Raw genomic sequence first — 12,497 nt, forward strand, 5'->3', positions numbered from 1 at the left:
CGTCGTGGCCTTGTCTTTGCCTATTGACCGCGTATCCGGGACGGAAGTGCGGCGCCCGGTTCAGGCAGGGTAGCCGGTAATCTCGCGAATGCTGCGGTAGAGCGGGCGCAACTGGCGATACATGCGCAGGTAGACCTCGCCATAGAGCCGCTGGTAGATCTGCCGGGCTTCCGCCTGGGGCAGGAAAACCCGGCCGACGCGGGTCATCCCGGCCACCGCGCTGGCGACGTCCGGATAGAGGCCGAGCCCCACCGCGCAGTCGATCGCCGCACCCAGGCCGGACGCCTCGTAGACATGCGGGCGCTCGGCCGGCAGGCCGAAGATGTCGGCGGTGAGCTGCATCGCCGCGTCGCTCTGCGAGCCGCCGCCGGCCACGCGCAGGCGCACGATCGGCGTGCCCGAACGCTTCTCGATGCGCTCCTTGCCCTGGCGCAGGGCATAGGCCAGGCCCTCGAGGATGGCCCGGTAGATGTGCGCCCGGGTATGCACGTCGCCGAAACCGATCATCGCCCCCTTGGCCTCCAGTCCCGGTTCGCGGATTCCCGGCGACCAGTAGGGTTGCAGGGTCAGGCCCATCGAGCCGGGCGGCACGCCGTTGACCAGTTCGTCGAACAGTTGCTCCGGCTCGACCCCCTGCTCGCGCGCCTGCTGCATCTCGCGCAAGCCGAACTCGCGCTTGAACCAGCTGACCATCCAGTAGCCGCGATAGATCATCACCTCGGTATTGAAATGATCGGGAATCGCCGCCGGATAGGGTGGAATCAGCGGCACGGTTTCCAGGTAGCGGGCGCGAGTGGTGTTGATGGTCGCCGTGGTGCCGTAGGAGAGGCAGGCGATGGTGGGCTCCAGCGCACCTGCGCCGAGCACCTCGCAGGCCTTGTCGGCCCCCGCGGCGATCAACGGCAGGCCTTGCGGAATGCCGGTGTGCCGGCTGGCCTCGGCGCTGATCTCGCCGAGCCGCTCGCCCGGCTTGAACAGCTCCGGCAACTGCTCGCGGCGTACCGCCAGCGCCTGCCATTTCCAGTCGCGCGGCGCGGCCCAGCGCAGGCGCTTGTAGTCGAACGGCAGGTAGGCTACGCAGCACCCCACCGAATCGACGAAACGGCCGGTCAGGCGGTGGCTGAGAAAGCCGGAAAGCAGCAACACCTTGTCGGTCTTCGCGGCGATCTCCGGCTGCTCCTGCGCCACCCAGTTGACCTCGGCCTGGGCGCGGAAATGCTCCACCGCGCCCTCGGCGCCGACCAGCTTGAACAGCCAGCCCCACGGCCCCCTGATGCGCTCGCGGACCTCCGCCCGGCGCTGGTCGAGCCAGAGGATCGCCGGACGCAACGGCCTGCCCTCGGCATCGACGTGGATCACCGTACCGCGCTGGGTGGTCAGCGACACCCCGCGGATGAGCCCGCGATCGATGTCCACCTGGTCCCAGAGCCGCCGACAGGCCTCGCCGAGCATCGCCCAGTAGTACTCGGGGTCCTGTTCGGCCCAGCCCGGATGCTTCGAGTAGTAGGCCTCCAGCTCCACCTTGCCCTTGCCCAGCAGGTTGCCCTGCAAGTCGAACAGCAGGGCGCGCACGCTCTGGGTGCCATTGTCGATCGCCAGCAGATAGTTCTTGTCGTTCATCTCGTTCTCGTCTCGGCTGGTCAGACGGGCAGGCTGTAGTGCCGGCGCCAGAGGTCCAGATAGGCCTGTTGCTCACGTTCCCAGCGCGGGTCGTCCCAGCCCAGGCGCGCTTGGCAGAGTGCGCGGATACGCGGCAGGTATGCCGCGCCGCCTCCGGGCAACAGCAGGCCGAGGCGGGTGCGGCGCAACAGCAGGTCGTCGAGATGCAGCACCATTTCCGCCTCGGCGGCGAACGCCAGTTCGGCCCAGAGCGTTTCGCTGGCACCCACGCAGTCCGTTCCGAGGGTGTCCACCAGCCGCTTGAGGCGGACCAGGTCGCGTCCGTAGCGACCGGCCAGGCGGCGTCGCTGGCCGCTGCCGAGCCCGTCGATGAGCGGGCCTTCGCAGGCGCCGAACACCGCCGCGCCATCGTCCGTGACCGTGCGCCCGAGCAGCGGCGCGCAGGCTTGTAGCACCTCCACCGCCAGCGGCCGGAAGGTGGTCAGCTTGCCGCCGGCCAGGGTCACGCAGCCCGGCTCGCGCCAGAGCACATGCTCGCGTTTCTCGTCGGAAGGCTTGCCGCTGTCGTCGCCGCTGCTGACCACCGGTCGCACGCCGGCCCAGGTCGACAGCACGTCGCACGCCTCGATGGCAACGGCGGGAAACTGCTGGGCGCAGGCCGCCAGCAGGTAGTCGAGTTCGGCGCGGCTGATCCGCGCGTCCTCCCCAAGGCCGTCGCGATGGTCGAGATCGGTGGTGCCGACCACCGTCGCGCCCTCCCAGGGGAACACGAACACCGGTCGCCGGTCCGTGGCGTGCATGAAGCTGAAGGCATGGGCCACCGGCAGGCGCCAGGCCGGCAGCAATAGATGGCTACCGCGCAGCGGGCGGATGTGCTCGCTTCCGCCGGGCTGGCGCAACTCATCGGCCCAGGCCCCGGTGGCCACCGCCAGGGCACGGCAGCGAAAGTCGAGAAGCTCGCCGCTCTCGCGGTCCTCGGCGCGCAGGCCGACCACCTGGCCGCCCTCGCGCAGCAATTCGCGCACACGCATGCCGTTGAATGCCTCGCCGCCGTCGTGACGCGCCTCGGCCAGCACCCGCAGCACCAGGCGCGCATCGTCGGTCACCGCATCGAAGAATCGCGTGCCGCCGAGCAGCCGTTGTTCCTTCAGGCCCGGCGCCAGGTAGCGCAACGCGGCGGCGTCGTAGAAACGGTGGTTGCGCCGCCCGGCAAGGGCGTCGTAGACGCTCAGCAGGCCGCCGAATAGCCGCGGGCCGGGAAAGCCGCCGCGGTAGTGGGCCATCACGAAGCTCAACGGCTCCACCAGCCCAGGCGCCTCGCCGAGCAGGCGCTGGCGCTCGCGCACCGAGTCGCGGGTCAGCCGCCACTGGCCCTTGGCGATGTAGCGCAGGCCGCCATGGACCATCTTCGACGAGCGGCTCGAGGTGCCCCAGGCGAAGTCCCGCTGCTCCAGCAGCAGGCAGCGCCAGCCGCGCCGCGCGGCTTCGCGGAGGATGCCGGCACCGCTGATGCCGCCGCCGACCACGATCAGGTCCCACTCCTGCCCCGCCAGCGCCGGCAGGCGGCGGCGACGCCACTCCTCGTTCCAGGCTGAAGTCATTCCGCTCAGTCCTGCAGCAGGGTGCCGCGGTTGAGCCGCCCGGCCGGGTCGAAGTGACCGGCCATGGCACGCAGCGCGGCGACGCCCAGTTCGCCCTTCTCGCGGGGCAGGTAGGGTGCGTGGTCCTTGCCGACGCCATGCTGGTGGCTGATGGTGCCGCGATTGTCGACGATCGCCTGGCTGGCCGCATGCTTGAGACGCTTCCAGCGCTCCAGCGTCGCCGCATAGCTCGCGGCCGGACGGAACACGTAGGTGGTATAGATGCTCGACCCCTCGCCATAGACATGCGAGAGGTGGGTGAACACATGGACCTTCTCGCCCTCGGCGGCCAGGCCGTCGCGCAGGCTGGCCTCGATCTTCTGCAGCAGGCCGTCGACGTTGCTCCAGTCGGTGGCGGTCTCCAGGGTGTCCACGGCGTAGCCCGCCTGCCACAGGGCCTCGCGCAGGTAGGGGAAGCGGAAGCGGTTCTGCGCCCACTTGCGCCCCAGCAGGGTGCCGGTGAAGACCCCGCCGAAGCGTTTCAGCAAGGCCTTCGCCTGGCTCAGCGACAATCCGTTCTGCCGACGGTTGCCAGTCACGCCGAAGGTCAGCATGCACTTGCCCTCGCCCGCGCCGCGCAGTGCCAGGTATTTCTCCAGCCAGGCGATCTGTCCGGGATGGCCGGCCAGGGCCAGTTGGGTCATGGTTTCCACGGCGTTGGACAGGCGCAGCATCGACAGCGGCACGCGCGCCTGGGCCAGCTCGCGGGTGGCTTGCAGGGCCTGCTGCCAGTTCGGCAGGAAGACGCTGTAGAAGCGCTCGTCCTCGGCCAGCGGCGAGACCCGCACCTTCACCGAGGAAATGATCCCGAAGCGTCCCTCAGAGCCCAGCACCAGTTCGCGCAGGTCCGGTCCCGCCGCGGATGCCGGGAAGGTAGCGATTTCAAGCGGCCCGGCGAAGGTCTCCAGGGTCCCGCCGGCGAAAAGTTGTTCGATCCGCCCGTAGCGCAGCGACTGCTGGCCGCTGGAGCGGCTGGCGACCCAGCCGCCGAGGGTCGACAACTCCCAGGACTGCGGGAAATGCCCGAGCGTGTAGCCCAGCGCACGCAACTGGCTCTCCACCTGCGGGCCGGCGGCGCCGGGGCCGAAGGTCGCGACCAGGCTCTCGCGGTCCAGATCGAGCAGGCGGTTCATACGCTCCAGCGAGACCGTCAGTACCGGCCGCCGCGAGGCTTGCGGATTGATATGGCCGGCCACGGAAGTACCGCCGCCATAGGGAATCAGTTGCAGGTCGCGGGAGTCGGCCAGGGCCAGCAACTCGCGGATCTGCTCGGCGGTTTCCGGATAGGCCACGGCGTCCGGGTAGACGCCGAAGTCGCCCTCGCGCATCGCCAGCCAGTCCGGCAGGCTCTGCCCGCGGGCATGCAGCAGACGCTCACGGGGGTCGATGCTGTAGCGCGGATCGGCCTCCAGGCGCGACGCCGGGACCTTCGCCAGCGCCGCCTCCAGGCTGGCGTCCGGCAAGCGTGCGCCCTGCCCGACCAGTTCCGCCAGGAACCCACGGGCGCTGTCCGGCAATTCGACCACGGTGCTTTCTTCGCCCCAGCCATTCCAACGACGCATGAACCTCTCCCCTCGCTTGTCGCGGCAACCTGTTTATCGGAACCTTTCTGGCTGCCTATACTAGCCAGCCGCCCTCGCCTGTCACTGTCGGATCGAGACACTCCCTGTGACCGATCAAGACAGCCGGCACGCACGCCGGACGGCCTGTTCCACCCGCCACGACAAGAACAACGACCATGCAGACCCTTGGCTCCACCTCGGTTCCGGCCCTGCTGAAGTACCTGCGCCACGCCGAACGGCTCGGCCTGGACATCGCCCCTGCCCTGGCCGCCGCCGGCCTCCAGGCCGACCAGCTCAACGACAATCGCCAGCGCCTGCCGGGCGAAGCCCACGAGCGCCTGCTCGGCTATTTCTGCGAGCATTCCGGTGATCCCCTGTTCGGCCTGCATTCGGCGCGCTTCGTCCAGCCCGGCTCCTGGAGCGTGCTCGGCTACATCGCGATGAACTGCGCCACCCTGGGCGAGGCCATGAGCCGCATCACGCCCTACGAGAAGCTGGTCGGCGACATGGGCACCAGCCGCATCGAGGCGGCCGGCGGGCAGGTCCGGCTGATCTGGAACTGCCGCCACCAGACACCCCTGGTACGGCGCCACATGGTCGAGCACGTCCTGGCTTCCTGGGTCCTCTACGCGCGCTGGATCGCCGACCTGGAAGGTTCGCCGGACGAGGTCTGGCTGGAACACGACCTGCCGGACGGAACCCGCGTGGAAGACTACGAGACCTTCTTCGGCTGTCCGGTGCGCTTCACCCAACCCTGTTCGGCGCTGCTGGTACCACTGGACTACCTGGCGCTGCCGCTGCGCCAGGCCGACGCGACGCTGCTGCGCACCCTGGAAGAACATGCCCTGGCGCTGATGGCCGAGCTGGACGATGACGAGCCGCTGCCGCTGCGGGTGAAGAACGCCCTGCGCCAGCTACTCAAGGACGGCCTGCCGCGCAAGGAACGGGTGGCGGAGAAGTTCGGCATGACCGTACGCACCCTGCAACGCCACCTGCAGCAAGCCGGCAGCAGCTACCAGCAGACCCTCGACGAACTGCGCCGCGAACTGGCCGAGCACTACCTGCTGCATAGCGAGCTGCCGATCCAGGACATCGCCCAGTACCTGGGCTTCACCGAGTCCCGCTCGTTCCATCGCAGTTTCAAGGGCTGGACCGGGCAGACGCCCGGCGAGTACCGGCAACGGCGGAAGGAGCCGGCGGCGCAATGAGAACGGCGGCCATCCGGCCACCGTCGGCTCAGTCGAGCAGTTCGCTCAGCGGAATGAACGCCACGCCCTCGCCTTCCACGAGGGTACGTCCCTCGCGGACCTCCACCAGCCCCTCGGCCCAGGAAGCGCTGCGCAGTACCCCGGAACTCTGGTTCGGATAGAGCACCGCACGGCCCTGCTCCAGGCGACCACGCAGGTACTCGCGACGCTGCCCCGCCTTGGTCCAGGCGAAGCCGGCCGGTACCTCCACCCGCAGCGGCGCGACCTGCGCCACGCCGAGCCGGCGCAGCAGGTAGGGACGCGCCAGCAGGGCGAAGGTGACCAGGGTTGAAGCCGGATTGCCCGGCAGGCCGATCACCGGGATGCCCTGGAACTGGCCGACGGTCAGCGGCTTGCCGGGTTTTATCGCCAGCTTCCAGAGGGTCAGCTCGCCGGCTTCGCGCAGCGCCATGCCGAGGAAGTCGGCCTCGCCCACCGATACGCCGCCAGTGGAAAGGATAAGGTCCACCCCGGCCAACCCGGCCAGGCGCTCGCGGGTACGTGCCAGGTCGTCGGGAAGGATACCGGCGTCGAGCACGTCGCAGCCCAGGCGTTGCAGCCAATCCTTGAGCAACGGGCGGTTGCTGTTGTAGATCTGCCCGGCCTGCAGCGGCTGGCCCGCCTCGACCAGCTCGTCGCCGGTGGACAGCAGCGCCACCCGCGGCTTGCGTCGCACCTCCAGGGTCGCGCAGCCGAGCGAAGCCGCCAGCCCCAGTTCGATGGAGCGCAGGCGCGTGCCGGCCGGCAGGACCAGGTCGCCCTGGCGGATTTCCTGGCCACGCGGGCGCACATGCTGGCCCGCGCGCAACGGCTGGGTGAAGCGCACGCGGCCATCGTCGAGCGCTTCGGCGTTTTCCTGCATCTCTACCAGATCGGCGCCTTCCGGCAGCGGCGCACCGGTGAAGATCCGCGCACAGGTACCCGCTTGCAGCGGCTCCGGCGCCTGTCCGGCAAAGATCTTCTGGCTGACCGGCAGTGGCTCGCCGTTCCAGTCGGCGAGTCGCAAGGCGTAGCCGTCCATGGCGCTGTTCGGCCACGGCGGCAGGTCCAGGCCGGCCAGCAGGTCGACCGCCAGCACGCGGCCGCCAGCCTGCTCCAGGGGCACCTGCTCACACGTATCGATAGGCGTTTGCGCGGCCAGTTCGAGGAGCCGTTCCAGCGCCGTCTCGACCGGCATCAGCCCCGGCTGTTCGCAGCAGCCGCTCACCCGCGGCTCTCGCAGGGCGCCGCCTGTTTCAGGTGCGGGACGAAGTTGCACGGGCGATGACGGGCGTCCAGTTGCTCGACGAGGATGCCTTCCCAGGCAGTGCGGCAGGCATTGGTGGAGCCCGGCAGGCAACAGACCAGGGTACCGTTGGAAAGCCCGGCCAGGGCCCGCGACTGGATGGTGGAGGTACCGATGTCGGCCAGCGAAATCTGCCGGAACAGCTCGCCGAAGCCGTCCACCTGCTTGTCCAGCAGGCAGGCCACCGCTTCCGGGGTGCTGTCGCGGCCGGTGAAACCGGTGCCGCCGGTGATCAGCACGACCTGCACGCTGTCCTCGGCGATCCAGGTCGCGACCTGTGCGCGGATCCGGTACAGGTCATCCTTCAGCAGCACGCGAGCGGCCAGGTTGTGCCCGGCCTCGGTCAGGCGGTCGACGAACAACTGGCCTGAGGTATCGGTTTCCAGGGTACGGGTATCGCTGACGGTCAGGACGGCGATGTTCAACGGCACGAATGCCGTTTCGGCCTTGTGGCTCATGGGGTTGGCCCTTGCTTGTGGACGTGATCGCGGTGTTATATCACAGGCCCGACACGGAGACCCCAGATGCCCGATAGCGCCCTGCCCCCCTGCTCCATCCTTCTCCTGGCGGGAGGCCGCGGCCAGCGCATGGGCGGTCGCGACAAGGGCCTGATCGAGTGGCAGGGCCTGCCCCTGATCGCCCACCTGCATCGCCTGGTGCGCCCGCTCACCGATGACCTAATCGTCTCCTGCAACCGCAACCAGGAACGCTATGCGGCCTATGCCGACCGCCTGGTGAGCGACGACAGCCGAGACTTCCCCGGCCCGCTCGCCGGCATCCGCGCCGGCCTGGCGGTGGCCCGGCATCCCTGGCTGCTGGTGCTGCCCTGCGACGCGCCGCGCATCGACCGCGCCTTGCTGGAAACCCTGCTGCAGGCCGCCGGCCGTACACCGGCGCGCCCCTGGATGCTGCGCTGCGGCGGCCAGTGGGAACCGCTGTTCAGCCTGATCCCGACGCACCTGGCCGAAGAGATAGAACACGCCTGGCGCCAGGGCGACCGTAGCCCACGCCACGTCCTGTTGCCGCTTGGCGCGGAGGCCATCGAGCTGGCCGCGGGCGATCCGCGGCTGGCCAACCTGAACACCCCCGAGCTGTTGGCTAATCACCGCGAACTGAAGTAAAACGGAAGGGACGTCGAGTCGAATTTTCTCGAAGGTGGGGGGAACACTCGTTTTTAGGGGGGAACTCTTCCTAGAACTCGTCTGTCAGAAACTCGTAACTTCAAAGTCTGACCGCACAGGAGAACTGCGCAATGATCAAGCGGATGCTACCCGCCCTCCTCCTCGCCGTAGGCCTCGGCGCCCTCGCGGGTTGTTCCAGCCCTACCGTGATCACCCTCAACGACGGACGTGAAATCCAGGCCGTAGACACCCCTTCCTATGACGAGGATTCCGGCTTCTACGAGTTCGAACAGCTCGACGGCAAGCGCGCCCGCGTGAACAAGGACCAGGTCCGCACCGTCAAGGAACTCTGATACCGTCGCGTAACAGGTTTTCCTGAAGACCCCGGCGACTCGAACGAGCGACGGGGTCTTTGCTTTTCCGCCCGGGGAAACCGGGGCTCGAAAAAAAGTTCATCTAACCCCTTGTGTACCAAAACTTTTTCTGTAGAATGCGCCCCAACAAAACGGAGCGTAGCGCAGCTTGGTAGCGCGTCTCGTTCGGGACGAGAAGGTCGCTGGTTCGAATCCAGTCGCTCCGACCATATCCCGAAAAACCCGCCTCAACGGCGGGTTTTTTATTGCCTGCGATTCGGTCTTTCTCACAGGGTACGCAGGTAGGCCACCAGGTCGCCCTTCTCTTCCGCGGACAGCTTGCGCTCCAGCACCAGGTTGAAGAACTCCACCGTGTCCTCCAGGGTCAGCAGGCGGTCGTCGTGCAGGTACGGCGGCGAATCCTTGATCCCGCGCAACGGGAAGGTCTTGATCGGCCCGTCGGCGGACGCCATCACGCCATTGACCAGTTTCGGATCGTAGAAGCGCTCCACCTTCAGGTTGTGCATCAGGTTGTCGGTGAAGTAAGGCGGCGCATGGCACCCGGCGCAGGCCGCCTTGCCGTAGAACAGCTTTTCGCCACGCAATTCCTGCTCGCTGGCCTTGCCCGGATCGAGCCGCCCCTCCACATCCAGCTTCGGTGCCGGGGGGAAGTCCAGCAGCGCCTGGAACTCACCCATGAAATGCACCTGACTGCCACGCTCGAGCACGTTCACCCCCTTCTTGGTGGCGATTACCGGATCGCCGTCGAAGTAGGCGGCACGCTGCTCGAACTCGGTGAAGTCCTCGACGGTCTTCAGCGCCCTCTGCGAGCCGAACAGCCGCTGGATGTTCACCCCGCGCAGCGTCGGCGTGTCGATGCGGTGGCGGAACGGTTGCGGGCGCACATCGCCGGCCAGGTGGGTAGCGGCATTGGTATGGCCGTTCGCATGGCAGTCGAAGCAGGCCACGCCGCGGCTCGGATGCTCGCTACGGCGATCGTCGGTGAGGTTGAACTGCTGCTGCGGAAAGGCCGTTAGCAGCAGGCGCAGCCCTTCCAGTTGCTTGGGATTGAGAATCCCGTTGAACAGCTCGAAATAGTTGTCGATGGTCACCAGCTTGCCCTTGGACACATCGCCCAGGTCAGGCCGGGTGATAAGGAACATCGGTGCCGGGAATTCCGGCAGGAAGTGGTCCGGCAGGTCGTAGTCAAGGTCGAAACGGGTCAGGTCGCGGCTTTCCTGGCGCTTGATCTCGTCGATGAGGAACTTGGGAAAGACCATCCCGCCTTCGGCATGGTTGGGGTGTGGCAGCGGCAGGAAGCCACCGGGGAACAGCCCCTGCTTGCGGATTTCCTCGGGGCTCAGCCTGGCCAGCTCCTCCCAGCTGGTGCCGGCCGGCAGCTTCACCCGGCCCCCTTCCTGCAGCGGCTTGCCGCGCGTCATGCTGGCACCCTTGGCCGGCCTGTCGCTGAGATCGTAACGCTGCTCGAGAAGCGTCTTGTGGGCCTGCTCGATCGACGGCTTGTTCGCCGTCATGCGCTTCATGATGGTGGCGAAGTCCTCGTTGATCACCACCGGCGAATAGCTGGAAGTCTTGCTTGGCTGCTCATCCCCCGCGACCACGGCGGATTGCAGCCCCAGGGCGAGCGGCATGACCCAGAGGGCATGGCGCGTCCAGGCGGGCGTTTTCATCAGGCGTCCTCTTTCGTTATGAGGAAACGCCGAGCCTCGTCGTCCCGACCCCACACCCCGGCGGTCCGCGACAGCGGACCGAACGACCTGCGACGCGTCCTGCGCCACGCGGGTTCCCGGCTGTTTCCAGTCAGTCCTGAAGGGAACTCAGGGTTTATCCATCGCCCTTAGGCCTAGCCGAACGCAGCCTGCCGAGCCAATAGGCTCAGGCTATGAAAACCATTGAGAAACGCCTATGCATCGCTTCGCCAGCATCGCCGAAGCCAGGCACCGCGCGGCATGGGGGAAGGAAGCGGAACGCAGTCCGGTTTGCGCATAGCGCGCGGGGTTACCAGCGGTGCCGCGCTTAGCGCGAATGAATAGGCATCAGCGGCTGAGGAAGGCTGCGACCTGCTCGGCCTCGAACGGCCAGTTCAGCTCGGCGCCATTGTCGCAGCGGCGCAGCACCGGGATCCGCAGGCCATAGCGCTCGACCCAGGCTTCGTCGTCGGCGATGTCCACCAGTTCGACCAGCAGGCCATGTTCGACGAAGGGCATCAGCACCGCCTCCGCGACTTCGCAGAGGTGGCAACCGAGGGTTCCGAAGAGTTGGCATTCCGGGGGCATCGAAAGGACCTGTGCAGTGTTTCGCGGCGATGGTAGCACCCGCGCTCAGATGCCAGCGACCTGCAACAGACTTTCGGCCGCCTGCCGGGCCTCGCGGGCCTGGTCCGCCGGCCCGTGGATGTGCGCCATCACCAGGGCGCCCTCCATCAGGTATTGCAACTGCCGCGCAAGCAGTGCCGCCGAACGCACGCCCAGGCGCTCCAGCTGGCGCTGGAAATAGGCTTCGACGAAGGCCTTTTGCTCGGCCGCCTGGCGGTGGATCGGATGCGAGCGCTCATGGAACTCGGCGGCGGCATGGATGAAGGCACAGCCACGGAACGCCTCGTCCTGGAGAAACTCCTGCAGACCATCGAACACCGCCAGGATCGCCGCGCGCGGCTGCAACCGTGCCTCGGCTTCGAGCATGCGTTCGGCGGTGCGCTGCCGACGCACCTCCAGGGCGGCCATGATCAGTTCGTCCTTCGAGCGAAAGTGTTTGTACAGCGTCATCTTCGCCACGCCGGATTCGGCCAGGATGCGGTCGATGCCGGTGGCGTGGTAACCCTCGCGATAGAACAGGTCGACGGCGGTGCTGAGCAGTTGCTCGCGTTTGCGGGATGTCATGGAAAGCCTCCTGAGCGGCCCATTATGCGCGACCCTGCCGCCCCCTTGAACCGCTCTGCGTCGCTCCCCGGACGAATACCGACGGAAAAAGGCGAACGCGTGCCTTGAAATATACAGACCTGTCTGTCTAATATCCAGACACCAATACCCGCCTGGAACCCTCAGATGAAACTCCATGACCTGGATCTCTCCGGCAACGCCTACAAGGTCCGCCTGTTCCTCTCCCTCATCGGCCGCGAGGCGACGCTGCGGCCGGTCGATTTCCTCAACCGCGAGCACAAGACCCAAGCCTTCCTCCGCATGAATCCCCGCGGGCAGATCCCGGTGCTGGAAGACGGCGAGCTGCAACTGGGCGACTCCCATGCCATCCTCGTCTATCTGGCGCGACGCCATGCCGATCCCGTGTGGTATCCGCTCGACCCCGTCAGCCAGGGCCGAATCGCCTACTGGCTCAGCTATTCGGCCAACGAGGTGCAGAACGGTCCGGCCAGCGCCCGGCTAATCGCCCGCTTCGACCTGCCGCTGGATCGCGAGCAGACCCACCAGCGAGGCCTGGAAGTGCTGCGCCTGGTCGAGCGGCACCTGGCCGAGCATCGCTGGCTGGCCCAAGGCGAACAGCCGAGCATCGCCGACGTGGCCCTCTACCCCTACCTGGCCCTGGCCCCCGAGGGCGGCCTGGCGCTGGACCACTACCCGGCGCTGAACGCCTGGATCGCCCGCATCCGCGCGCTGCCCGGCTACATCCCGATGCCCGGCCTGTAGCTCGACA

The 12,497-nt window shown here is 67.5% G+C and carries 12 protein-coding genes and 1 tRNA gene; 5 read left to right on the top strand and 8 right to left on the bottom strand.

Translation table 11 applies throughout. The features are described 5' to 3' along the window. Positions 1-60: 60 nt before the first annotated feature. Genes M6E97_RS08330 through M6E97_RS08340 form a run of 3 tightly spaced genes read right to left on the bottom strand, consistent with a single transcriptional unit; the run spans position 61 to position 4,822 of the window. Positions 61-1,620, bottom strand: a complete 1,560-nt coding sequence (locus M6E97_RS08330) for an FGGY-family carbohydrate kinase (RefSeq protein ID WP_003109491.1) — start codon at positions 1,618-1,620, stop codon at positions 61-63. Between the two features lie 20 nt (positions 1,621-1,640). Continuing rightward, positions 1,641-3,221, bottom strand: a complete 1,581-nt coding sequence (locus M6E97_RS08335) for a glycerol-3-phosphate dehydrogenase/oxidase (protein ID WP_033938036.1) — start codon at positions 3,219-3,221, stop codon at positions 1,641-1,643. 5 nt (positions 3,222-3,226) lie between these two features. Further along, positions 3,227-4,822, bottom strand: a complete 1,596-nt coding sequence (locus M6E97_RS08340; RefSeq protein ID WP_003143646.1) for an FAD-binding oxidoreductase — start codon at positions 4,820-4,822, stop codon at positions 3,227-3,229. Positions 4,823-4,998: 176 nt separating this feature from the next. Between M6E97_RS08340 and M6E97_RS08345 the strand changes: the two genes are divergently transcribed. Continuing rightward, a complete protein-coding gene (locus tag M6E97_RS08345; protein WP_003091237.1) occupies positions 4,999-6,030 on the top strand; it encodes an AraC family transcriptional regulator in 1,032 nt (343 codons plus the stop codon). Between the two features lie 28 nt (positions 6,031-6,058). On the opposite strand, the gene glp is transcribed toward M6E97_RS08345, so the two are convergent. Both glp and moaB read right to left on the bottom strand, forming a co-directional pair. Then, positions 6,059-7,276, bottom strand: a complete 1,218-nt coding sequence (glp, locus tag M6E97_RS08350; RefSeq protein WP_003130665.1) for a gephyrin-like molybdotransferase Glp — start codon at positions 7,274-7,276, stop codon at positions 6,059-6,061. Next, positions 7,273-7,812, bottom strand: a complete 540-nt coding sequence (gene moaB / locus M6E97_RS08355; protein ID WP_003091240.1) for a molybdenum cofactor biosynthesis protein B — start codon at positions 7,810-7,812, stop codon at positions 7,273-7,275. Before moaB ends, glp begins: the two co-directional genes overlap by 4 nt. 66 nt (positions 7,813-7,878) lie before the next feature. On the opposite strand from moaB, the gene mobA reads away from it, so the two are divergent. The 3 genes from mobA to M6E97_RS08370 all read left to right on the top strand — a co-directional run bounded on the left by mobA (position 7,879) and on the right by M6E97_RS08370 (position 9,058). After that, on the top strand, positions 7,879-8,475 hold the full coding sequence (mobA, locus tag M6E97_RS08360) for a molybdenum cofactor guanylyltransferase MobA (protein ID WP_003109495.1): 597 nt from the start codon (positions 7,879-7,881) through the stop codon (positions 8,473-8,475). 131 nt (positions 8,476-8,606) lie between these two features. Next, entirely contained in the window at positions 8,607-8,828 is a 222-nt protein-coding gene (locus M6E97_RS08365) for a YgdI/YgdR family lipoprotein (protein WP_003091247.1), read from the top strand. 153 nt (positions 8,829-8,981) lie between these two features. Beyond that, a tRNA-Pro gene (locus M6E97_RS08370) sits at positions 8,982-9,058 on the top strand. Positions 9,059-9,115: 57 nt separating this feature from the next. Here the strand turns inward: M6E97_RS08370 and M6E97_RS08375 are convergent. From M6E97_RS08375 to M6E97_RS08385, 3 genes are all read right to left on the bottom strand, one after another. Next, positions 9,116-10,519, bottom strand: a complete 1,404-nt coding sequence (locus M6E97_RS08375; RefSeq protein WP_033938039.1) for a cytochrome b6 — start codon at positions 10,517-10,519, stop codon at positions 9,116-9,118. Positions 10,520-10,885: 366 nt separating this feature from the next. Further along, positions 10,886-11,125, bottom strand: coding sequence for a glutaredoxin family protein (locus tag M6E97_RS08380; protein WP_003109620.1), 240 nt, complete (start codon positions 11,123-11,125; stop codon positions 10,886-10,888). A gap of 45 nt (positions 11,126-11,170) precedes the next feature. Further along, positions 11,171-11,728: a TetR/AcrR family transcriptional regulator gene (locus tag M6E97_RS08385; RefSeq protein ID WP_003109619.1), complete on the bottom strand. Its 558-nt coding sequence runs from the start codon at positions 11,726-11,728 to the stop codon at positions 11,171-11,173. Positions 11,729-11,893: 165 nt separating this feature from the next. Here M6E97_RS08385 and M6E97_RS08390 point away from each other — a divergent pair, with 165 nt between their 5' ends. Continuing rightward, on the top strand, positions 11,894-12,490 hold the full coding sequence (locus M6E97_RS08390; RefSeq protein WP_003091251.1) for a glutathione S-transferase family protein: 597 nt from the start codon (positions 11,894-11,896) through the stop codon (positions 12,488-12,490). Positions 12,491-12,497: the final 7 nt, after the last annotated feature.

This window comes from Pseudomonas sp. B111 (assembly GCF_026428275.1).
Taxonomy (GTDB): domain Bacteria; phylum Pseudomonadota; class Gammaproteobacteria; order Pseudomonadales; family Pseudomonadaceae; genus Pseudomonas; species Pseudomonas aeruginosa.